Source organism: Caballeronia sp. S22, assembly GCF_964261745.1.
Classification (GTDB): Bacteria; Pseudomonadota; Gammaproteobacteria; order Burkholderiales; family Burkholderiaceae; genus Caballeronia; species Caballeronia jiangsuensis.
In genome coordinates, this window is sequence record NZ_OZ180039.1 from 1079769 (window position 1) to 1100539 (window position 20771).

Here is a 20771-nt window from a genome sequence, read left to right on the forward strand (position 1 = left end):
TGTCCGTATTCTCGGGAGCGGAGTTTCATTCCACAATAAAATGGGATGAATCTGCTTCATCACCAGAATCAATGAACGCGAGATAGCCGAATCATGGAACTGCGCGACGTCGATCTCAATCTGCTGCTGCTCTTTCAACGTCTGATGCAGGAACGACGCGTCTCTACCGTCGCGGAACAGATGGACATGAGCCAGCCCGGCGTCAGCAATGCGCTCGCCAAGCTGCGTCGCCGGCTCGGTGATCCGTTGTTCGTGCGCGGGCCGGGTGGCGTGGTGCCGACGCCGTTCGCGTTGCGTCTGGCCGAACCGGTCTCGCAGGCGCTCGCGACGCTGCACGCCGCGCTCAATCCCGCGACCGGTTTCGATCCGCTGCGCGCCACGGACACGATGACGATCGGCATGACCGACATCGGCGAGGTCGTCTTTCTGCCGGCGCTGGTCGAACGGCTGTCGCGTGAAGCACCGGGCATCGCGCTGAATACCGTTCGCGAAACCGGCGTCAATCTGAGCGACGAAATGGCCGATGGCCGCGTGGACCTCGCCATCGGGCTGCTGCCGCAACTCAAGGGCGGCTTTTATCAGCGCCGTTTGTTCGATCAGCGTTATGTGTGTCTCTTCAGACGCGGCCATGCGCTGGAGGATGCGCCGCTCACGCTCGCGGCCTGGCGGGAAGCCGAGCATCTGGTCGTGGTGTCGGCTGGCACCGGGCACGGTCAGGTCGAAGACTGGCTGAAGCGTCGCGGCGTGCAGCGCCGGGTGCGGTTGACGGTGCCGCATTTCATGAGCGTCGGCTATATCCTGCAACGCACCGATCTGATCGCCACGGTGCCCGAGCGACTGGCCCAGCAACTGGCTCAGCCGTTCTCGCTCAGCCTGCGCGCGTTGCCTTCGACGCTGCCCGCCGCGCCGATCCATCTGCTCTGGCACGCGCGCGTGCAGCAGGACGAAGGCAATCGCTGGCTGCGCGGCGTGGTGATCGATCTGTTCGCGGACTCAGCGAAAAACGCAGGCCAAACCGATTTGCGCTAGCCTGTCCGATTCATCTTCAACTTCACCATGCTCATGTCTCGCCCTCTCCAGATCGACTTTGTCTCCGATATCGCCTGCCCGTGGTGCGCCGTCGGCCTGTCTTCCCTGCAACGCGCGCTGGAGCGCCTCGGCGACACCGTCGAGGCCCGCATCACGTTGCATCCGTTCGAACTGAATCCGGACATGGGCCCGCAAGGCGAGCGCATCGTCGATTATCTCGGCCGCAAGTATGGCCGCACGCCGGAGCAGATCCGCGAGACGCAGGCGATGATCCGCGAGCGCGGCGCACAGGAAGGCTTCGATTTCGGCGAACGCAAGTGGGTGTACAATACGTTCGATGCGCATCGGCTGCTGCACTGGGCGGGCATCGAAGGCAAGCAACTGCCGCTCAAGCTCGCGCTCTTGCGCGCGTATCACGGCGACGGCAAGGATACGAGCGATCCGGACGTGCTCATCGAAGCGGCCAGAAGCGTCGGTCTCGATGGCGAAGCGGCGCGCGCGGTGCTGGAAAACGGCACCTATGCCGATGAAGTGCGGGCCGAGGAGCGGGAGGTGCAGCAACTCGGCATCCAGTCCGTGCCCGCGATCATCTTCGACCAGAAGTATCTCGTGAGCGGCGGCCAGTCTTCCGAAGCGTTCGAGCAGGCGATCCGCAAGATCATCGACGAGAAGGGTTGAAGGGCAGGGTCGCGACGGCTTTCAGTGCAGCGTGAGACCGCCCGTCGGACTGAGCGTCGCGCCGGTGAGATAAGCGGACTCGTCGGAGGCGAGAAACGCCACCACGCGTCCGATATCCGCCGGCGCCGCGACGCCGAGCGGGCAACCCGCGACGATCTTCTCGTACTGTCGGCGATGCTGCTCCGACACCTTGCCGTCCACACCGAACACCGCTTCCCACGACGGACTGTCGCGCACGACCGTGACGCACACGCAATTCACGCGGATGCGGTCGCGCGCCAGTTCTTTCGCTATCACCTTGCTTGCGCGGATCAGCCCGCCGGCAAACGTCGCGACGGCGGTTTGCCCCGGCGTCGGCACACGGCCGCCCTCCGATGTCAGGAAGATCACGCTGCCGCCGCCTCGCGCGCGCATGTAGGGCAGCGCCGCCTGCACGGGGAAGAGCTTCGCGCAGGTGTTCTCCGCGACGACGGCCGCCACGCGCGCCAGATCGATGTCGACGAACGGGCCGCGCACTTGCGCCGAGCGGGCTTCGTCGTCGTTGCCGCCCGCGTTCGCGACGACGATGTCGATGCCGCCGAACCTGCGCGCGGTCTCTTCGGCGAGCGCGGACATATCGGCGCTGGATCGCACGTCGCCCGCGATGAAGCCTGCCGTTGCGCCGGCCTGCCGCATTTCCGCGAGCGCGGCTTCGGCTTTCGCCGCGCTGCGCCCGCTGATCACGACGACGGCGCCGCGCGTGGCGAGCTGCAACGCGATGCCCTTGCCGATGCCGCCCGTGCCGCCCGTGACGATGGCCACCTTTCCTTCCAGATCGCTCATTGCATTGCGTCCTCGATGATTTGACGAGTCCTCTCCTGCCGATCACCACGTTAGGCGCGCAACGGTCATCGCGGCAACTGCAATGTTTCGAACCGGCGCTTCGCGTAATCCGAACGACCTGCCGCGCCGCGATTCGACGACACCGAATACCCGATTCGAAAACCGTCACTAGGTCTGAAAATTTCGCGTGCCTATATTGGGACGGCTCACTCGATGAGCCCATCAGCGGACATTCGAATAATCCGACACAGGAGACGATGTGAATCTATCTTCAAGACCGCCGCGAAGCAGTCTGTTCGTGGTCATGCTGTGCTTTCTGACGATTGCAGTCGATGGCTACGATCTCATCGTCTACGGTGCGACCATCCCGCGCCTGCTCGAAGAACCCGGCTGGAACCTGAGTCCCGCGAGCGCGGGGATGATCGGCAGCTGGACGCTCGCCGGCCTGATGGTCGGCCTGCTCGGCGCGGGTCCGCTGTCCGATCGCATCGGGCGGCGCAAGCTCATGATGGCGGGCGTGCTGTGGTTCTCGCTCGGCTCGCTGCTCTGCGCGATCGCGCATTCGCCGCAAGCGCTCGGCATCGCGCGTTTCGTCACCGGAATCGGGCTCGGCGGCGTGGTGCCGTCGGCGGTGGCGCTCACGATCGAATACGCGCCTCGCAGCCGCCGGCAACTCTACAGCGCGATCGCGTTGACGGGCTATCCGGTCGGCGGCGTGATCTGCGCGCTGCTCGCCATCGCGATGCTGCAAGAGCAGGGCTGGCGCGTGCTCTACGGACTCGGCGCGCTCTACGTGTTCATTCTGCCGGTCATGTTCTTCTACCTGCCCGAGTCGGCGAGCCATCTTCTGGACCGTGGCCGCACCGACGAAGCGCGCGCACTCGCTGCGCGCTACGCGATCGACCTCGACGAAATCGCACGCGACGAAGAGGAACATCGCCGGTCGCGCGTCGCGGCGTCGGGCGCGCGGGGGTATCGGCTGCTGACATCGCCCGAATTCCGCGCCGCGTTGCTGCTGTTCGCGCTGATGTGCTTCTGCGCGCAACTCGTCGTCTATGGCCTCAACGCATGGCTACCCCAGTTGATGCGCAAGTCGGGCTATCCGCTGGGCTCATCGCTGCAGTTCCTTCTCGTGATGCAATTCGGCGCCGTGGTGGGTAACCTGATCGGTTCGTGGCTCGCCGATCGCTTCGGTTCGAAGCGCGTGCTCGTGCCGTATTTCCTCATCTGCTCGATCTCGCTGCTCGTGCTCAGCCAGAAGCCGGATCACACCTGGCTCATGCTGGCGGTGTTCGGCGCGGGCCTCGGGTCGATCGGCTCATCGACGCTCGTCTACGGCTTTATCGGCGCCTATTTTCCGGCCTCGTGCCGCGGTTCCGCGATCGGCGCCGCGCAGGGTCTCGGGCGCATCGGCTCGATTCTCGGACCGATGATCGGCGGGTGGGTGCTCGGCTCGAACCTCGGCCATCACTGGAACTTCTATGCGTTCGCGATTCCCGCCGTGATGGCCGCCGGCGTCGTCACGCTGATACCGAAGGCCACGCAATACGACGTACCCTATGCGCAAGCGAAGAGCACCTGAGCGGAGACGACCGACATGGAAAACGCACGAGGGCCGCTCGCGGGCATTCGCATCGTCGAGCTGGGCGGGGTGGGTCCGGCGCCGTTCTGCTGCATGCTGCTGGCGGATCTGGGCGCGGATATCGTCCGCATCGACAGGCCGCCGGGCTATGACGGCGGCGCGCCGGTGGAACATCGCTTCAATCTGCTGCATCGCGGGCGTCGCAGTGCGGCGCTCGATCTGAAGAAGCGGGAAGCCACGGATGCTGTCCTGAAGCTGGTCCGCTCAGCCGATGCGCTCATCGAAGGCTTCCGCCCCGGCGTCGCCGAAAAGCTCGGACTGGGACCGGACGTGTGCCTCGCTGTGAATCCCGCGCTCGTCTATGGACGGATGACCGGCTGGGGGCAGGACGGGCCGCTCGCGCAGGCGCCGGGACACGACATCAACTACATCTCGCTCACCGGCGTGCTGCATTCGGTGGGGCGCGCGCAAGGCGGTCCCGCGATTCCGCTGAACCTCGCGGGCGATTTCGGCGGCGGTTCGCTGTATCTCGCGCTGGGCGTGGTATCGGCGCTGCTCGAACGACAGCGCTCGGGCAAGGGTCAGGTGATCGACGCGGCGATGGTCGACGGCTCCGCATCGCTGATGACGCTCTTCTACGGCCTGCGCGCGGGCGACTACTGGCGCGATGAGCGGGGCGTCAATCGGCTCGACTCGGGCGCGCCCTGGTACAACGTGTACGAGACCAAGGACGGGCGCTGGCTAAGCCTCGGATCGAACGAGGCGCGTTTCTGGCGCAACACGCTGGCGCTGCTGGACTTGCGCGAAGACGAGATGCCCGCTCAGCACGACCGCGCGCAATGGCCCGCCGTGCACGCGATATTCGCCGCGCGTTTTCGCACCCGCACGCGCGATGAATGGTGCGCGCTCGCGCAAGGGCGCGAGGTGTGCATCGCGCCCTTGCTGTCGATGGCCGAGGCGCCGGATCATCCGCATTTGCGCGCGCGCGAGACGTTCGTGGAGAACGATGGCGTCATGCAACCCGCGCCCGCGCCGCGCTTTTCCCGCACGCCGGGCGCGATCCAGCGGCCGCCGCCTGCGCCCGGCGAGAACACCGATGCCGTGCTTGCCGACTGGGGTTTCACGCCTGAGGAGCTGAGCGCATTGCGCGAGGCCGGCGCGGTCGTCTGAATCCGTTTCGTTGCAGCCCGCAAACAGCGCCGGAGGGCGCTGTTTGCGTTTCCGCGCACGCGAAACACGCTTCGACATCATCGAAACCGGGCTTCGAAAAACGCCAGTTGGATCGCGGTCTGCATCGCTCTAACCTGCAAATACCGATACATCGGTCATTCAACGAGGAGCAAGAAGACATGCCCGCAAACTTTCTGGACGAGTCGCAAACGATGTGGCTCGACACCGTCAACAAGTTCATGGACAACGAGATCACCGTCGAATACGTGCGCAAGTGCGACATGGAACGACAGTATCCGTACGAAGCCTACGAGAAGATCGCGCAGCAGGGATGGCTCGGCATCCTGATTCCGGAAGAAGCGGGCGGCTCGGGCGGCGACATTTTCGATTACTCGCTGATGGCCGAAGGCCTCGGCAAGTTCGGCTTCGACTTCGCGTGCTCGGTGCTCGTGCCGACCTTCACAGCGATGAACATCATCAAGTTCGGCACGCCGGAACAGAAAGCGCGTTACGTGAAGCCCTTCATCGAAGGCAAGATCCGCTTCTCGGTGTCGATCTCCGAGCCGGACGCGGGTTCCGATGCCGCCAACACGAAGACGCGCGCGCGTCGCGACAGCAACGGCGACTGGATCGTGAGCGGCCAGAAGCTCTGGTGCAGCGGCGCGGCGGCGAAGGACACGACCATCGCGATGCTGGTGCGCACGGGCAACGACGACAAGCACGGCGGCCTGTCCGTGCTGCTGATTCCGAACGACACCAAGGGCGTCGTCATCAACAAGCTGCCGACGCTTTCGCGTCACGCGACGGGCACCACCGAAATCTTTCTCGACGAAGCGCGCGTGCCCGGCGATGCGCTGCTCGGCGATGTCGGCCAGGGCTGGAAAATCATCACCGAGCATCTGGAGCTGGAACGCTGCGCGGTCGCGGCGGCGTACACCGGCAACGCGCAACAGGCCGTGACCGCCGCCACGCGCTACGCGCACGAGCGCATCCAGTTCAGCAAGCAACTGTACGAATTTCAGGTGATCCGCCACATGCTGGCCGACTGTCAGACCAAGGTCGATGCCGCGCGCCTGCTTTGCTATCGCGCCGCGCAAATGGCCGCCGCGCATGTGCCGTGCAGCCGCGAAGTGTCGATGGCCAAGCTCTACGGCTCCGAGACGCTGAAAGAGTGCGCACTCACCGGCATGCAGGTTCTGGGCGGCTACGCGAACCTGCCCGAAGCCGACATGGAGCGCTATCTGCGCGAGAGCATTCAGTCGACCATCGGCGGCGGCACGTCGCAGATTCAACGCACGATCATCGCGAAATCGATGCGTCAGTGAACCCCTCAAAAATCACACAGGAGATATCGATGAGCGTCGTCAATAGCAGCGTGAACGTACCGTGGGACGAACTGGAGATCGGCCAGAAATTCCGCTCGGCGGGCCGCACCGTGACGGAAAGCGATGTGGTCATGTTCTGCATGTTCACCGGCAACTGGATCGAGATTCACTCGAACACCGAATACGCATCGAAGACGCGCTGGGGCGAGCGCCTCGTGCAGGGCATGTTGACCTTCTCGCTGCTCTCGGGCCTGCTGCAGTTCGGCCCGGCGATTCAGGCGAACTACGGCGTCGACAAGATGCGCTTTCTCAATCCGGTGAAGATCGGCGACACCGTTTATGTGAGCGCGGAAGTCATCGGCAAGAAGGAGAAGGACGACAAGTACGGCGTCGGCTCGTTTCTGATCAAGGCGTTCAACCAGCGCGGCGAAGTCGTGCAGCGCAGCGAATGGAGCCTTCTGATGATGAGAACGCGCGCCGATCTCGACGCGCTCGTCGCCGGATCGCAGCCCGAGCTTCAGGACTGAGGAGAGCGAGCATGACGCCTCAACCCGTCGCGGCGATCGTCGGAATGGGCGATGCGTATGCATCGCTCGCGAATCGCAAGGACCCGTTGCAGCTCGCGGCCGAAGCCACGCACAACGCACTCGCCGACGCGGGCATCGGTCGCGATCAAGTCGATGCCGTGTTCACCGGCCGCTCGCCGTGGGCCGACAAGCGCTCGCAGTGGAGCAACATCTTCATCTCGCACATGCAGATGCCGGTGACCATCACGAGCGAAGTGACGATGCACGGCGCAGGTCTGACATCGACCATCGCCATCGCTTCGCAGATGATCGCGGCCGGCCGCGCGGAGTACGTGCTGTGCCTGCAAAGCGATGCGACCGAGCTCTTCGTCGATGCCGTCGCGATGGGCGCCGAAGCCGACGCCGATCCGCAGTTCGAGATTCCGTACGGCCCGACCATTCCCGCGCTGTATGCGCAGGCCGCGTGCCGCTACTTTCACGAGTTCGGCATCACGGAAGACGATCTCGCCGATGTCGTGATCGCGAATCAGCGCTGGGGGCGGCATCATCCGCACGCGGCGAAGGCGAAGTTCGGCGAGATCGATCGCGCGAAGGTTTTGAGTTCGCCGTATGTCGCCTCGCCGTTGCGCCGCTGGATGTGCTCGACCTGGGGCGGCGGCACGGGCGGCGCGCTCGTCGTGACATCGCCGGACAACGTGAAGGACGCACGCGATCCTGTCTACGTGCTCGGCTACGGATCGGCGAGCACGCACGAGTATCTGACCGATCGCATGAACATGCGCCGCTGCAAGTTCGAAGGCCTCGGCGCGTTCCCGAATCTCACGCACACCGCGACGGCCGAAGCGGCGCGTCAGGCCTATGCGATGTCCGGCCTCACGCCATCGGACATCGACATGACGCAGATCTCCGTCAACTTCGCGCACATGGGTCCGATCGTGATGGAAGACCTCGGCTTCGCGAAGAAGGGCCGCGGCATCGATCTGTATCGCGAGGGCCGCACCGGCATCGACGGCGATCTGCCGACCGATACCAACGGCGGCTGGCTCTCGTTCGGGCAGCCGGGCATTTCCTGCAACATGGACAGCATCGTCGAGGCGATCCGCCAGTTGCGCGGCACGCCGCTCGGCCTTGCCGCGAAAACCCGTCCGAAGACCGTGCTGGTGCAGGGCGCGGGCGGCATGCTGGCGGCGGGCGCCGTGCTGATGCTGTCGTCCACGACCTGAGAGAACGCACATGACAGAAGCCATTTCAGCGCAAGGCTGGCCGCAACCCTACCGCCTTCCGGATGCCGAACCGTACTGGGCCGCGCTTTCCGGGAACGAACTCACGTTCCAGCGCTGCGCCGATTGCACGCAGGCCGTGTGGCCCGCGCATTCGTACTGCCCGCATTGCGGTTCGCAATCGCTCGGCTGGGAACGCTCGCAAGGGCGCGGCGAAGTCTGGTCGCACAGCACGATCATGCGCGGCCCGACACCCGTGTGGGCATCGATCACGCCGTACACAGTCGGCTTCATCAAAATGGACGAAGGCTACTATCTGTTCTCGCAGATCGATGCCGAACCGGACGCCGTGCGCATCGGCGAGCGTGTGACGATGCGCATCGTCGAACGCGGCGCGCAGAAGATGCCGGTCTTCGTCCTGTCCGACCGATAACGAACAAGCTGGAGGAGACGTCATGGCAGGACCACTCGACGGCGTGCGCATTCTCGATCTCACGTCGAATTTCATGGGGCCGTACGCATCGCTTCTGCTCGCCGACATGGGCGCGGACGTGTGCAAGATCGAATCGCGCGAAGGCGACACGACGCGCGGCGTCGGACCATGCAGGCATCGCGGCATGAGCGCGATCTTTCTGCATCTGAACCGCAACAAGCGCAGCATCGTGCTTGACCTGAAACACGAGCGCGGCGCGGCGGCGCTGCAACGCATGATCCGGCAGGCCGATGTGGTGATCTACAGCCTGCGGCCCGCATCGATGGCGCGGCTTAACATCGCGTACGAAGATGTGCGCGAGGTGAATCCGCGCATCGTGTATTGCGGCGCGTTCGGCTTCGGGCAGAACGGCCCGTATGCGGATCGCCCGGCCTACGACGATCTGATCCAGGCCGGCGTCGGCATGCCGGTGCTGCAGGCGCGCAAGAGCGGCGAGCCCGAATACGTGGCGACGGCGATCGCGGATCGAGTCGTCGGCATGGCCTTGTGCTCGGCGGTATCGATGGCGCTGTATCGGCGCGAGAAAAGCGGCGTCGGTCAGGAAGTCGAGGTGCCGATGTTCGAAACCTTCGCGCACTTTGTGATGGGCGATCATCTCTACGGCCATACCTTCGTGCCGCCGATCGGCGACTGGGGCTACGCGCGCATGATGAACGGCGACCGCCGTCCGTATCGCACGCTGGATGGCTACATCGGCGTGAACGTCTATGCCGATCATCACTGGCGGCGCTTCTTCGTGCTGACCGGGCATCCGGAGATGGCCGACGATCCGCGCTACGCCGACATCCACGGACGCACGCAGCATATCGCCGATCTGTACGCGTTTCTCGCGCGCACGTTCGAAACGAAGACGACCGCGCAGTGGATGAAGCTGCTGGTGGAAGCGGACATTCCCGTCATCGAGATGAACACGCCCGCGACGCTGCTCGACGATCCGCACATGAAGCAGATCGGCTTCTTTGAAGAGCAGGAGCATCCGTCGGAAGGCAGGCTGCGCGGCATCGGCATTCCCCAGCGATGGAGCGAGAGCGCGCCCGCGTTGCGTCATCCCGCGCCGCGCCTCGGGGAACACACCGAGCAGTTGCTGGACGAATACGGTTTTTCGCGCGACGAGATCGAAGCAATCCTGCTGTCCGGCGGCGCGTGGGCCGCGCAACGGGCACAACCGGAGAACGAACATGCTACGTGATCTGCCTTTGTCGGGCGTGGTGGTGGTGGAGTTGAGCGACAGCGCCTCCGCGCCGTTCAGCGGCCGCATTCTCGCCGCGCTCGGCGCCGAAGTGTGGAAGGTCGAGCGGCCGAGCGGCGATTCCTCGCGCGGCTGGGGGCCGAGCACATGGAAGGGCAGCGGCGCCGCGTTTCATGCGATCAACCGGGGCAAGCGCTGCATCAGCATCGATATCAAGGATCAGGCGCAGCTCGGGATGCTGCATCAGCTCATCGCCGAGCACGCCGATGTGTTCATCCATAACCTGCGGCCAGGCACGAGCGCGGGCTACGGCCTCGACGCCGACAGCCTGCGCGTGACCAAGCCCGAACTGGTCCATTGCGAGATCGGCGCGTTCGGACACACCGGTCCGCTCAACGATCTGCCCGGCTACGATCCGCTGATGCAGGCGTTTTCCGGCATCATGAGCATCACGGGCGAGGAAGGGCAGTCGCCGGTGCGCGCGGGCGTGTCCATCGTCGATTTCGGCACCGGCATGTGGGCCGTGATCGGCATTCTCGCGGCGCTCTACCGGCGACAGGCGAAGCATTGCGGCGCGAGCGTCAGCAGCTCGCTGCTGGAGACGGCGATCGCGTGGATGTCGGTCGGCATCGCCAATTACAGCGCCGACGGCGAACTCGGCGCACGGCACGGCTCGGGCGTCGCGTTCATCGTGCCGCATCGGGCTTATCCGACGGCGGACGGCTATCTGATCATCAGCGCCGCCAACGATGCGCTGTTCGCGAAGCTGTGCGCCGCGCTCGATCATCCCGAATGGACGCGCGACGAGCGCTTCGCGACCAACGCGGCGCGGCTGAAGTATCGCGCGGAGATCGACGGCCTGATCGGCGCGCGGCTCGCGCGGGAAACGCGCGCGTTCTGGCAGGCGCGCCTGCAGGCGGCGGGCCTGCCGGTCGCGCCGGTTCAGACCACCGACGAACTCGTGCATCACGCGCAGACGAAGGCGCTCGGCATCATCGAAACGCCGCCGGACGACGAGATAGGTCTGGTCGGGCTGCCGCTGTCGTTCGAAGGCAAGCGGCCGCCGCCCTTGCACGCGGCGCGGGATATCGGCGCGGACAACGACCGGCTGGAGGCCTTGCTGAACGTTCACCAGTAGAAAGCGCCTTTAAAGAGCGCACAATGAGCGCATCGGCGATGCGCGAGAGGAGACATGGGAACCTTCAACCGGCTTCACCTGATCCGTCAGGTCGATCTGTTCACGCTCAAGCTCTTTCTTTCCGCGGTCGAGGAACAACAGATCGGCCTCGCCGCGATCCGCGAAAACATCGCCGCATCGACGGCGACCAAGCGCATTCAGGACCTCGAGGACATCGCCGGCGTCAAGCTGCTCGAACGCAGCCCGAAAGGCGTCGTCGCGAGTCCGGCGGGCAGCGTGCTCGCGCGCTATATCCGCACGATTTTCGGCAGTCTCGAAGACATGCGCGCCGAGATCGCCGCGTTCACGGAAGGCATGCAGGGCGAGTTGACGGTCGCGTCGGCGCGTTCTGTGTACGTGCCGTTTCTGTCGCGCGAGCTGGGCGAGTTCAGCCGCGAATATCCGCTCGTGCATCTCGTGCTGCGCGAACTCGAAAATGCCGAGATCATTCACGCCGTATCGCGTGGCGAGGCGGATATCGGCCTTTTCGCGGCGGCGCACGAGCTGGATCTCGGCGGCGTCGATGTCACGCCGTATCGGCATGACCGGATGGTCGTGGTCGTGCCGCAAGGGCATCCGCTGAGCGCGCATTCGAGCGTCACGTTCAAGGAATTGCTGCCGGAACAACTCGTCACCGTCGATGCGATGCTCGGCGCGTTTCGCGCGGCCGCGCGCCGTCTCGGCACGGAATTCGAGCCGCGTCATTGCGTGCGCAGCGCGGGCGTCGCGATCAGTCTGGTGCAGGCGGGTCTCGGCGTGACCGTGCAACCCGAATGCTTTCTCGGCCACGAACTGCTGAACCGCGTTTCGGTGATCGAACTGGCTGAGCCGTGGGCCGTGCGCCGGATTCATATCGCGACGCCGCGCGGCCGCAGCCCGAGTCCGACCACGCGCGCGCTGATGCAGCAATTGCTCGATCAGCCGCGCGACGAATCAACGCGCCACGACGACGCGCAATGACGCGTCGCGCGCTTCCCGCTCCAGTGCTTCACGATGATCGGGATGCGCGACATCGATCATGCGCGAAAGACGCTGCGCGAGCGACAGTCCGCGCAAGTCGGCCACGCCGTATTCGGTGACGATCACGCACGCGTCGCTGCGCGGGATCGTCGTGGGCCCGGCGAGTCGCGCGACGATGCGGCTGTGTTTGCCCGCCGTCGACGGCATCGCGATGATCGGCACGCCGCCACGGCTCGCCTGCGCGGCGCGCAGAAAATCGCCTGCGCCGCCGACCGCGCCGACATACGTGCCCGCCGCGACTTCCGCGTTCACCTGCCCGGTCAGATCGACTTCGACGGCGGAATTGATCGCGACGAAACGATCGAATCTCCGCAGCACGTTTGCGTCGTGCGTGTACTCGGTGCCGCGCAGTTCCAACGCGGGATTGCGATGCGCGAACTGGCGCACGCGCGCCGAGCCGATGATGACGCCGCCCACGCAGACGCCCGCATCGATCGCCTTCCTGGCGTTCGTGACGACGCCCGCTTCGCATAACGTCGCGATGCCGTCGCCGATGCTGCCCGTGTGCACGCCGAGATCGCGGCGGTCCATCAGTTGCGAGAGCACCGCGTCGGGAATGGCGCCGATGCCGGTCTGCAAGGTCGCGCCGTCTTCGATGAGACTCGCCACGTTTTTCCCGATGGCCGTTTCGACCGGACCCGGCGCGCTCGCGGGCGGGTTGGCGAACGCGGCATCCGATTCGACGAGCAGATCGAAGTCCGATTCGCGCAGATAGGGCCCGCCATGCGTCCAGGGCACGTCGCGATTCACTTCGCCGATGATCGTGCGCGCGCCCTTCAACGCTTCGACCAGATACTCGCGCGCGAGGCCGAGCGAATGGCGCCCGAGCGCATCTGGCGGCGATACCTGAAGCATGACGACATCGACACGCAAGGCACCGCTGCGCACAAGTTGCGGAAGCTGCGAATAGTGCGCGGGAAGAATGTCGAGCACGCCCGCGCGCGCGAGCGTCCGGTTGGAACCGCTGCCGCAATACGCTAGAAAGTCGAAGGCGTCGGCGTGTTCGGGCGCGAGCACGTCAGAGAGGCCGATGCCGAGAAAGAGCCGCACACGCCCGATGCGATGCCGCTCTTCGACGAGCGCGCGCATCAGCGTGACGGGTTCGGCGTGGGACTGGCCCCACATGACGGTATCGCCGGGGCGGATCAGCGCGGAGAGATTCATGTGGGCGTGTGATGGTAGGGCCATAGACGTTTCACGAGATCGCGCGTCGCGCCGTAGGCATGGCAACTGTCGATCTTGACGGGTTGGCCGTTGCTGTCGCGGTCGTTCAATGCCGATGGCCGCAGTCCCACCATCGTCTGAAATGCGGTGCTCGCGAGCGGCCCGAGCAGTTCCTTCAGATGCGTGCACGTGTCGCACGATGGCAGACGCTTGCGCACCTCGCCGTTCCAGCCCGCGCCGATGCGCAGGCCGATCAGCGCACGCAGCGAATCGCCGCCGCCGGGGCACGTATCGTAGGGATGCGCGCGCATGAACGTGCGCACGTCGCGCACGATCATGTCCGCGTCGAAGATGAGCGTCACGCCCATGTCGTGAATCGGCGTATGGCTGCGTGCCGTGCGCGCGCCGCCGGGCGGCCTGAAATCGTGCGACTTGGAATCGATGAGAATCGCGCTCGCTTCGAAGAGCCCATCGCTGCGCCGGTATCCGCGCATGTCGATCTGGCGATGATGAATCTCTTCGCGCGTGACGTCGTCGTGTGGAATCGTCATGTGTCGCCTCGTATGCTGTTCTCACGATAAGCGGCTTCTTCTTGCGATGTCCACGCCAGGAGCGCGCGTGTTCCGTAGTTTGAAAGCGTCTCGCGGATACTGGACGAGGGCATTACCCGATGGTGGCCTGACCGAACAAGCGATAGGGTAACAAACGTTAGGTAAATTGTCGTGACGCGACGGGACTGTCCATACATCGAAAAGCGTTCGCTGCCGAACGAGCGTTCGGCGCACGCTGCTTGAACGGCATTTCGCAGGGAAAATGAACCTTCCAAAGTACGGAACACATTCGCCAACTGGTTGACGTTCTCGACGCGAAAACCTGTAATCGAAAGCATGACGAAGGAGTGAATCATGTCGACGCAGCCGAGCCGCAATGCCGGAACACATCAGACGCGTTGGGATTCGGCGCTGTCGGACAGCGCGCATGCGTCGCGCGAGCAGACGGGTGCGGCGATGGTCGTGCCGCTCGCCCGCAGCCTCGCGATACTCGCCGCGTTCACGCCGCAGGAGCCGTGGCTCGGCAATCAGGAAATCGTCTTCGAAACAGGCATTCCCGCGCCGACCGTGTCGCGCATGGTGCGTTCGCTTGTGGCGCTCGGGTATCTGCATTATTCGCCGGCGCAGCGCAAATACCGGCTCGCGGCATCCGTTCTATCGCTCGGCTATGCGGCCATCGCGCATTCGAGCGTGCAGCGCCTCGCGCGCCTCGAAATGCAGTCTTTCGCCGATGCGAGCGGAACCTACGTCGTGCTCGCCGCGCGTGACCGTCTCGATGTGATCGTCCTCGAAACATGCGCGAGCAAGCCTGCGACGATCGATCTCGAACTCCATGCGGGCGCGCGGCTGCGCATCGCGTCATCGCCGATGGGCTGGGCGCTGCTCGCCGCGCTGCCCGAACTCGAACGCTTCTATCTGCTCGGCAATGTCGAGCGCAGGGCGGGGCGCGACTGGCCGCATTTGCGGCGGCGCATCAGCGAAGGCATTTCGCAGACGCATAACGCGGGCTATTGCACGTCGCTCGGCGAATGGGAGCCGGACCTCGCGATCGTCGCGGCGCCGCTCGTGATCCGCGATCAGACGCCGCTCGTGCTGGCGTGCATCGGGCCGAGCGCGAAGCTCGGGCGCGCACGCGTCGAACGTGAACTCGGGCCGCGTCTCGTGGCCGCGGCGCAGCATCTGCAGGAGCAGGTGCTTTTCGACGATTGAGGCGACGATGACCACCCCATCCGATACCACCCCCGTCACGCTGACCGTCGAACGCGGGCTCGAAGTGTTGCGCGCATTTCGCGCCGATCGTGCGCCTCTGTCGAATGCGGAACTCGTGCGCCGCACCGGTTTTCCGAAAGCGACGGTCTCGCGTATCACCGCGACGCTGATCCGCATCGGCTTTCTGCGGCGCGTGAGCGGGGGACGGCAGTTCGAGCTGAGCGCAGGCGCGTTGAGCATCGGGCATGCCTATCTCGAAGCGAGCCCCGTCACGCGTCTCGTCAATCCGTTTCTTCAGACGCTCGCCGACAAGCTCGAATTGTGCGTCGCGCTCGCGGTGCCCGATCATCTCGACATGCTGTACATCGCGTGCAGGACGAGCGCGCGGATCGCGACGTTGCGGCTCGGCGTCGGCACCTTGCTGCCGATGGAAACGACCTCGGTCGGGCGCGCGCATCTGTACGCGCTGCCCGAAGCGCAACGCCGCGAACGCATCGCCGCGATTCTCGCGACGCCGGGCAAGAACGCGGACATCGTGCGCAAGAATCTCGACACCGCGTTCGAGGATCTGCGCACGACGGGCGTCTGCATGGCCGTCGGCGAATATCAGCGCAATGCGTATGGCATCGCGTTGCCGCTGACGGTGGGACGCACGCGCACGCTGATGTCGCTCAACTGCGGCGCGGTCGAACTCGAACCCGACATGACCGCGATCCGCAAGCGCGCCATTCCCGCGCTTCACGCGGCAGGGCACAGGCTTACCGAACTGCTCGCGGATGTCGATTGCGAGCCGTGATTCCGTACTTCGGAATCCGCTTCGACTCACGCGCGAGACAGCACGCAGCAGAGCCGGTTTCGACGTACGGAACAACGCGGTGCATCGCGTTGACGCTATCGGTCGCGGTCGTCACGATGGATTCAACGAATTCCAGAGAGAAAGGAAGAATCCATGTCGGAGCCTGTGAAGTCCAACGTGTCTTATGCGTCGTATGGCGTGCTCGCATTCGATCGTCCCGCGCGCGGCGTGCTGCGCGTCACGCTGAATCGCCCGGAACGGCTCAACGCGCTCGATGCGCGCGGCCACGATGAACTCGCACGCGTCTGGCGCGATGTCGATGAAGATGAGCAAACGAGCGCCGTGATCCTGTGCGGCGCGGGCCGCGCGTTCTCGGCGGGCGGCGACTTCGACATGGTCGAGGAAATGATCGACTCCTTCGATGCGCGCGTGCGCGTGTGGCGCGAATCGAAAGATCTCGTCTACAACATCATCAACTGCTCGAAGCCGATCGTCTCGGCGATACACGGATCGGCCGTCGGCGCGGGGCTGGTCGCGGCGCTGCTCGCGGATATATCGGTTGCGGCGCGTTCCGCGAGACTCGTGGACGGGCATACGCGCCTCGGCGTCGCAGCCGGCGATCATGCGGCGATCATCTGGCCGCTCCTGTGCGGCATGGCGAAGGCGAAGTATCACCTGATGCTGTGCGAGCCGGTGAGCGGCGAGAAGGCGGAGCAGATCGGCCTCGTATCGCTCGCCGTGGACGATGCCGAGCTTCAGGACACCGCGCTTTCCATCGCCACGCGCCTCGTGAACGGCGCGCCCTCCGCGGTGCGGCTGACCAAGTACGCGCTCAACAACTGGCTGCGTCAGGCGGGCCCGACATTCGATGCATCGCTCGCGCTGGAGATGTTCGGCTTCGGCGGCGCGGAAGTGCGCGAAGGCGTGGCGTCGTTCCGCGAGAAGCGCGCGCCCGCGTTCCCGGTGACCACGCCGGTTTCGCCCGCACGCAGCGCCTGAGAGGACGACACGACATGGCCAAGGTTCTTCAAGGCATTCGCGTCCTCGATTTCGGGCGCTATATCGCAGGGCCTTTTTGCGCGGCGCTGCTCGCGGATTTCGGCGCTGAAGTGATTCGCGTCGATCGCGTCGGCGGCAGCGAAGACCGCTTCGTCATGCCGGTCACGGAAAGCGGCGAGGGCGCGTTCTTTCTGCAGTCGAACCGCAACAAGCGTTCGATCACACTCGACATCGATCATCCTCAGGGCCGCGAGGTCGTGAAGCGGCTGATTCGCGACGCCGACGTCGTCATCGCCAACATGCCGCCCGCGACGCTCGCCAATCTCGGCCTCGATTACGAGTCGCTGTGCGCGATCAAACCGGACATCATTCTCACGGCGTCGTCCGCGTTCGGATCGCATGCGGATGCGGCGAATCGCGTCGGTTTCGATGGCGTCGGCCAGGCGATGAGCGGCGCGGTCTACATGTCGGGCACGCCGGAAAGCCCGGCCAAGGCGATGGTGCCGGTCGTCGATTTCGCGACCGCGCTGTCGTGCGCGCTCGGCACCGTGATGGCGCTTTACGAGCGGCGCACGAGCGGCAAGGGGCAGGTGGTCGAGGCGTCGCTCTTGCAAACCGCGCTGATGTTCGCGAGCGGCGCGCTGATCGAGGAAGCGGTGCTGTCCATCGACCGGCAGGCGACCGGCAATCGCAGCCCGATACACGGACCGTCGGACATCTTCCGTGCGCGCGATGGGTGGATCATCGTGCAGGTGATCGGGCAGCCGCTTTTCAGGCGCTGGGTGCGGATGATCGGCGATCCCGCGCTGATGGACGATCCGCGTTTCACCGACGACCTGCGGCGCGGCGAAAACGGCGCGGCGCTGAGCGAGATGATGTCGGCGTGGTGTGCGTCGCGCACGCGCGAGGAAGCGCTCGCCGCGCTCGAAGCGGCGCGCATTCCCGCTGGCCCCGTCTATTCGCCGCGCGAGGCGCTCGACGATCCGGCGATCCACGCTTCGCACGCGTTCGACTGGGTCGATTATCCGGGACTGGCGCGCAAGGCGCCGATCGTCGTGTCCCCGGCGATGCTGTCGCGCACGCCGCCTTCGATCGAATCGCGGCCGCCGACCATCGGCGAACACACGACGGAGATCCTGCACGAAGCCGGCTACGGCGACGCGCAAATCCAGGCGCTGCGCGAACTCGGCGTGGCGTGAAGTCTTCATGTATCGGGAAGTCGAAGCTCATGTCTCAAACGAATGTCCTCGAACAATACGGTCCACGCGAATCGATGGACTACGACGTGGTGATCGTCGGCGGCGGACCGGCCGGATTGTCCGCCGCGATTCGACTCAGGCAGCGCGCGGCGGAGCACGGCGTCGAACTCGGCGTCTGCGTGCTGGAGAAAGGCTCGGAGATCGGCGCGCATATCCTTTCGGGCGCGGTGATGGACCCGCGCGCGCTCGATGAACTCATCCCCGACTGGAAGGCGCAAGGCGCGCCGCTCGATGTCGCCGTGACGGAAGACCGCTTTCTGTTCCTGTCCGAATCCGGCGCGCGCGCCGTGCCGAACTGGGTGCTGCCGGATAACTTCAGGAACCACGGCAACTACGTGATCAGCCTCGCGAATCTCACGCGCTGGCTCGGTCAGCATGCGGAAGCACTGGGCGTCGAAATATTCGCGGGCTTTCCCGCAGCCGAAGCGCTCTATCACGATGACGGTTCGGTAAAGGGCGTCGCGACGGGCAACATGGGCGTCGGCCGGAATGGCGAGCCGACCGAAAACTTCCAGCTCGGCATGGAACTCCACGCGAAGTACACGCTGTTCTGCGAAGGCGCGCGCGGTCATCTCGGACGGCAGCTATCGGAGCGTTTCAGGCTGCGCGACGGCGCCGATCCGCAGGTGTACGGCATCGGCATCAAGGAGTTGTGGGAGATCGATCCCGCGCGGCACGAGCCCGGTCTCGTCATTCATACCGCGGGCTGGCCGCTCGATCGCGACACGTACGGCGGTTCGTTTCTCTATCACCTCGACGACAACCAGGTGATTGTCGGCTTCGTCGTCGGACTCGGCTATTCGAATCCGTATCTCTCGCCATTCGAGGAATTCCAGCGCTACAAGACGCATCCGGCCATCCGCACGTTTCTCGAAGGCGGCAAGCGCGTGTCGTACGGCGCGCGCGCGATCACGGCGGGCGGGCTGATGTCCTTGCCGAAGCTCGTGTTTCCAGGCGGCGCGCTCGTCGGCGACGACGCGGGCTTTCTCAACGCGTCGCGCATCAAGGGCTCGCATGCGGCGATCAAGACCGGCATGCTCGCCGCCGACGCCGCCTTCGATGCGGTTCAGGCCGGGCGGCGATCGGACGAACTCGCCGCTTATCCCGCATCGTTCAAGGCCTCGTGGCTGCACGACGAGTTGTATCGCGCGCGCAATTTCAAGCAATGGATGAGCAAGGGACTTTACCTCGGCACGTTGATGGTGGGCATCGAGCAAAAGGTGCTGGGCGGCAACGCGCCGTGGACGCTGCATCATCGGCATTGGGATCACGAGACGCTCAGGCCCGCTTCGCAATGCACGCCGATCGCGTATCCGAAGCCGGATGGCAAGCTCACGTTCGACCGATTGTCCTCGGTGTTCATCTCGAACACGAATCATGAAGAGAACCAGCCCGCGCATCTCACGTTGAAAGATGCGCGCATTCCGGTCGATATCAATCTGCGCATGTACGCGGGACCGGAAGCGCGCTTCTGTCCCGCTGGCGTGTATGAATTCGTGAAGAACGATGCGCAGGAGGACTGCCTGCAGATCAACGCGCAGAACTGCGTGCACTGCAAGACATGCGATATCAAGGACCCCACGCAGAACATCGTGTGGGTGACGCCCGAAGGCGGCGGCGGGCCAAACTATCCGAACATGTGATCGAAGCGCGTGCCCGATGGAATCGGGCACGCGCTGCGCTCAGGCTTCGGTGATTTCAGCTTCGCCGTTGTTGAGCACGACGACATCGCGTTCCACCGATCGCGCGCGAAACCGCAGCGCCGTCGCGGACTGACGCCATATCTCGACGCGTATCGTCTCGCCCGGAAACGCCGGCGACGAAAAGCGCGCGTAGAGCATCCTGAGGCGCGCTGCCTCGTAGCCGCACACCGCGCGCAGAATCGCGTGACCGGCGACGCCGTACGTCGCCAGTCCATGCAGCACGGGGCGCTCGAATCCGGCCGCACGCGCCGTCGCGGGATCGACATGCAACGGATTCACATCCCCGTTCAGCCGATACAGCAACGCGCCTTCCGCACGCACGGGCAGATCGCAGACGATATCCGCCTGCGTTTCCGGCACGGCCGAAGGCGCGGGCAGCGGCGCATCGTGCGGCTGACCGTGCGCGGTGAAGCCGCCATCGCCACGGCAGAAGTTCAATTGCTCGACGCGCGCCAGCACTTCACCGTTCGATGCATCGATGACATCGCGCGACATCAGCACTTGCGCGCCCCTGCCTTCGCCCTTGTCGACGATCGACTGCACGCGCGTGCGCCCGATGATCGTCGCGGCGGCGGGCAAAGGCTGCACGAGCGTCACGCGCTGCTCGCCATGCACGACCTTCACGTAATCGATGCCGCTCTCGGGGTTGCGCATCCACTGTCCGGGAAAGCCGAGCACGGCGGCCATCGTCGGCGCGACGGCCATCTCCGGGCCGTAGGTGAACTTCAGCGCGCGCGTGTCGAGCGGATCGACGCCGAAGCCGACGCTCAGCGCATACAGCGCGCTATCGCGCTCGGTGTAGGTCTGGCGCACATCGTCGAACGGCCAGTTCTTCAGTTTCTGATAATCGATCGCCAA

General features: G+C 65.0%; 21 protein-coding genes. 16 read left to right on the forward strand and 5 right to left on the reverse strand.

Going from position 1 to position 20771, the window contains the following annotated elements; all coding sequences use genetic code 11:
* Positions 1 to 93: 93 nt before the first annotated feature.
* Entirely contained in the window at positions 94 to 1029 is a 936-nt protein-coding gene (locus ACEN42_RS36685; RefSeq protein ID WP_187609263.1) for a LysR family transcriptional regulator, read from the forward strand.
* A 33-nt stretch (positions 1030 to 1062) separates the two neighbouring features.
* A complete protein-coding gene (locus ACEN42_RS36690; protein WP_371882500.1) occupies positions 1063 to 1707 on the forward strand; it encodes a DsbA family oxidoreductase in 645 nt (214 codons plus the stop codon).
* Positions 1708 to 1728: 21 nt separating this feature from the next.
* Here ACEN42_RS36690 and ACEN42_RS36695 read toward each other — a convergent pair whose 3' ends face one another.
* A complete protein-coding gene (locus ACEN42_RS36695) occupies positions 1729 to 2529 on the reverse strand; it encodes an SDR family NAD(P)-dependent oxidoreductase (RefSeq protein WP_371882501.1) in 801 nt (266 codons plus the stop codon).
* A 259-nt stretch (positions 2530 to 2788) separates the two neighbouring features.
* Here ACEN42_RS36695 and ACEN42_RS36700 point away from each other — a divergent pair, with 259 nt between their 5' ends.
* The 9 genes from ACEN42_RS36700 (at position 2789) to ACEN42_RS36740 (ending at position 12172) form a co-directional block, all read left to right on the forward strand.
* Positions 2789 to 4111 carry an aromatic acid/H+ symport family MFS transporter gene (locus tag ACEN42_RS36700; RefSeq protein ID WP_187609260.1) on the forward strand — a complete coding sequence of 441 codons (1323 nt, stop codon included), beginning with the start codon at positions 2789 to 2791 and terminating at the stop codon, positions 4109 to 4111.
* Between the two features lie 15 nt (positions 4112 to 4126).
* Positions 4127 to 5281 (forward strand): CaiB/BaiF CoA transferase family protein, encoded by a 1155-nt coding sequence (locus tag ACEN42_RS36705; protein ID WP_371882502.1) that lies wholly within the window; start codon positions 4127 to 4129, stop codon positions 5279 to 5281.
* Positions 5282 to 5460: 179 nt separating this feature from the next.
* A complete protein-coding gene (locus ACEN42_RS36710; protein ID WP_035499132.1) occupies positions 5461 to 6606 on the forward strand; it encodes an acyl-CoA dehydrogenase family protein in 1146 nt (381 codons plus the stop codon).
* Between the two features lie 29 nt (positions 6607 to 6635).
* On the forward strand, positions 6636 to 7133 hold the full coding sequence (locus ACEN42_RS36715; RefSeq protein WP_371882503.1) for a MaoC/PaaZ C-terminal domain-containing protein: 498 nt from the start codon (positions 6636 to 6638) through the stop codon (positions 7131 to 7133).
* Between the two features lie 11 nt (positions 7134 to 7144).
* A complete protein-coding gene (locus ACEN42_RS36720; RefSeq protein ID WP_371882504.1) occupies positions 7145 to 8356 on the forward strand; it encodes a thiolase family protein in 1212 nt (403 codons plus the stop codon).
* Between the two features lie 10 nt (positions 8357 to 8366).
* Positions 8367 to 8786 (forward strand): Zn-ribbon domain-containing OB-fold protein, encoded by a 420-nt coding sequence (locus tag ACEN42_RS36725; protein WP_371882505.1) that lies wholly within the window; start codon positions 8367 to 8369, stop codon positions 8784 to 8786.
* 22 nt (positions 8787 to 8808) lie between these two features.
* Positions 8809 to 10035: a CaiB/BaiF CoA transferase family protein gene (locus tag ACEN42_RS36730; RefSeq protein WP_371882506.1), complete on the forward strand. Its 1227-nt coding sequence runs from the start codon at positions 8809 to 8811 to the stop codon at positions 10033 to 10035.
* On the forward strand, positions 10025 to 11173 hold the full coding sequence (locus tag ACEN42_RS36735; RefSeq protein WP_371882507.1) for a CaiB/BaiF CoA transferase family protein: 1149 nt from the start codon (positions 10025 to 10027) through the stop codon (positions 11171 to 11173). Before ACEN42_RS36730 ends, ACEN42_RS36735 begins: the two co-directional genes overlap by 11 nt.
* Before the next feature lie 54 nt (positions 11174 to 11227).
* Positions 11228 to 12172 (forward strand): LysR family transcriptional regulator, encoded by a 945-nt coding sequence (locus ACEN42_RS36740; protein WP_371882508.1) that lies wholly within the window; start codon positions 11228 to 11230, stop codon positions 12170 to 12172.
* Here the strand turns inward: ACEN42_RS36740 and ACEN42_RS36745 are convergent.
* Genes ACEN42_RS36745 through ACEN42_RS36755 form a run of 3 tightly spaced genes read right to left on the reverse strand, consistent with a single transcriptional unit; the run spans position 12146 to position 14303 of the window.
* Positions 12146 to 13396 (reverse strand): acetyl-CoA hydrolase/transferase family protein, encoded by a 1251-nt coding sequence (locus ACEN42_RS36745; protein ID WP_374191225.1) that lies wholly within the window; start codon positions 13394 to 13396, stop codon positions 12146 to 12148. The genes ACEN42_RS36740 and ACEN42_RS36745 overlap by 27 nt on opposite strands.
* Positions 13393 to 13947 (reverse strand): DUF2889 domain-containing protein, encoded by a 555-nt coding sequence (locus ACEN42_RS36750; protein WP_371882510.1) that lies wholly within the window; start codon positions 13945 to 13947, stop codon positions 13393 to 13395. The genes ACEN42_RS36745 and ACEN42_RS36750 overlap by 4 nt, the downstream gene beginning before the upstream one ends.
* Positions 13944 to 14303 carry a hypothetical protein gene (locus ACEN42_RS36755; RefSeq protein WP_371882511.1) on the reverse strand — a complete coding sequence of 120 codons (360 nt, stop codon included), beginning with the start codon at positions 14301 to 14303 and terminating at the stop codon, positions 13944 to 13946. Before ACEN42_RS36755 ends, ACEN42_RS36750 begins: the two co-directional genes overlap by 4 nt.
* On the opposite strand from ACEN42_RS36755, the gene ACEN42_RS36760 reads away from it, so the two are divergent.
* The 5 genes from ACEN42_RS36760 to ACEN42_RS36780 all read left to right on the forward strand — a co-directional run bounded on the left by ACEN42_RS36760 (position 14302) and on the right by ACEN42_RS36780 (position 19853).
* Complete coding sequence (locus tag ACEN42_RS36760; protein ID WP_371882512.1) at positions 14302 to 15156, forward strand: IclR family transcriptional regulator; 855 nt, start codon at positions 14302 to 14304, stop codon at positions 15154 to 15156. The genes ACEN42_RS36755 and ACEN42_RS36760 overlap by 2 nt on opposite strands.
* A 7-nt stretch (positions 15157 to 15163) precedes the next feature.
* Positions 15164 to 15952 (forward strand): IclR family transcriptional regulator, encoded by a 789-nt coding sequence (locus ACEN42_RS36765; protein ID WP_371882513.1) that lies wholly within the window; start codon positions 15164 to 15166, stop codon positions 15950 to 15952.
* A gap of 153 nt (positions 15953 to 16105) precedes the next feature.
* Positions 16106 to 16951: an enoyl-CoA hydratase/isomerase family protein gene (locus tag ACEN42_RS36770; RefSeq protein ID WP_371882514.1), complete on the forward strand. Its 846-nt coding sequence runs from the start codon at positions 16106 to 16108 to the stop codon at positions 16949 to 16951.
* Between the two features lie 14 nt (positions 16952 to 16965).
* The gene (locus ACEN42_RS36775; RefSeq protein WP_371882515.1) at positions 16966 to 18150 is read left to right on the forward strand and encodes a CaiB/BaiF CoA transferase family protein; all 1185 of its coding nucleotides are present in this window, start codon (positions 16966 to 16968) and stop codon (positions 18148 to 18150) included.
* A gap of 29 nt (positions 18151 to 18179) precedes the next feature.
* Positions 18180 to 19853 (forward strand): electron transfer flavoprotein-ubiquinone oxidoreductase, encoded by a 1674-nt coding sequence (locus ACEN42_RS36780; protein ID WP_371882516.1) that lies wholly within the window; start codon positions 18180 to 18182, stop codon positions 19851 to 19853.
* 39 nt (positions 19854 to 19892) lie between these two features.
* Here the strand turns inward: ACEN42_RS36780 and ACEN42_RS36785 are convergent, their stop codons facing one another.
* On the reverse strand, positions 19893 to 20771 hold the full coding sequence (locus ACEN42_RS36785; RefSeq protein WP_371882517.1) for a MaoC/PaaZ C-terminal domain-containing protein: 879 nt from the start codon (positions 20769 to 20771) through the stop codon (positions 19893 to 19895).

Bases quoted from the DNA above. Each gene is read 5' to 3' on its own strand.
- ACEN42_RS36685 (WP_187609263.1), top strand. From the start codon at position 94: ATGGAACTGCGCGACGTCGATCTCAATCTGCTGCTGCTCTTTCAACGT.
- ACEN42_RS36690 (WP_371882500.1), top strand. From the start codon at position 1,063: ATGTCTCGCCCTCTCCAGATCGACTTTGTCTCCGATATCGCCTGCCCG.
- ACEN42_RS36695 (WP_371882501.1), bottom strand. From the start codon at position 2,529: ATGAGCGATCTGGAAGGAAAGGTGGCCATCGTCACGGGCGGCACGGGC.
- ACEN42_RS36705 (WP_371882502.1), top strand. From the start codon at position 4,127: ATGGAAAACGCACGAGGGCCGCTCGCGGGCATTCGCATCGTCGAGCTG.
- ACEN42_RS36710 (WP_035499132.1), top strand. From the start codon at position 5,461: ATGCCCGCAAACTTTCTGGACGAGTCGCAAACGATGTGGCTCGACACC.
- ACEN42_RS36715 (WP_371882503.1), top strand. From the start codon at position 6,636: ATGAGCGTCGTCAATAGCAGCGTGAACGTACCGTGGGACGAACTGGAG.
- ACEN42_RS36720 (WP_371882504.1), top strand. From the start codon at position 7,145: ATGACGCCTCAACCCGTCGCGGCGATCGTCGGAATGGGCGATGCGTAT.
- ACEN42_RS36725 (WP_371882505.1), top strand. From the start codon at position 8,367: ATGACAGAAGCCATTTCAGCGCAAGGCTGGCCGCAACCCTACCGCCTT.
- ACEN42_RS36730 (WP_371882506.1), top strand. From the start codon at position 8,809: ATGGCAGGACCACTCGACGGCGTGCGCATTCTCGATCTCACGTCGAAT.
- ACEN42_RS36735 (WP_371882507.1), top strand. From the start codon at position 10,025: ATGCTACGTGATCTGCCTTTGTCGGGCGTGGTGGTGGTGGAGTTGAGC.
- ACEN42_RS36740 (WP_371882508.1), top strand. From the start codon at position 11,228: ATGGGAACCTTCAACCGGCTTCACCTGATCCGTCAGGTCGATCTGTTC.
- ACEN42_RS36745 (WP_374191225.1), bottom strand. From the start codon at position 13,396: ATGAATCTCTCCGCGCTGATCCGCCCCGGCGATACCGTCATGTGGGGC.
- ACEN42_RS36750 (WP_371882510.1), bottom strand. From the start codon at position 13,947: ATGACGATTCCACACGACGACGTCACGCGCGAAGAGATTCATCATCGC.
- ACEN42_RS36760 (WP_371882512.1), top strand. From the start codon at position 14,302: ATGTCGACGCAGCCGAGCCGCAATGCCGGAACACATCAGACGCGTTGG.
- ACEN42_RS36755 (WP_371882511.1), bottom strand. From the start codon at position 14,303: ATGATTCACTCCTTCGTCATGCTTTCGATTACAGGTTTTCGCGTCGAG.
- ACEN42_RS36765 (WP_371882513.1), top strand. From the start codon at position 15,164: ATGACCACCCCATCCGATACCACCCCCGTCACGCTGACCGTCGAACGC.
- ACEN42_RS36770 (WP_371882514.1), top strand. From the start codon at position 16,106: ATGTCGGAGCCTGTGAAGTCCAACGTGTCTTATGCGTCGTATGGCGTG.
- ACEN42_RS36775 (WP_371882515.1), top strand. From the start codon at position 16,966: ATGGCCAAGGTTCTTCAAGGCATTCGCGTCCTCGATTTCGGGCGCTAT.
- ACEN42_RS36780 (WP_371882516.1), top strand. From the start codon at position 18,180: ATGTCTCAAACGAATGTCCTCGAACAATACGGTCCACGCGAATCGATG.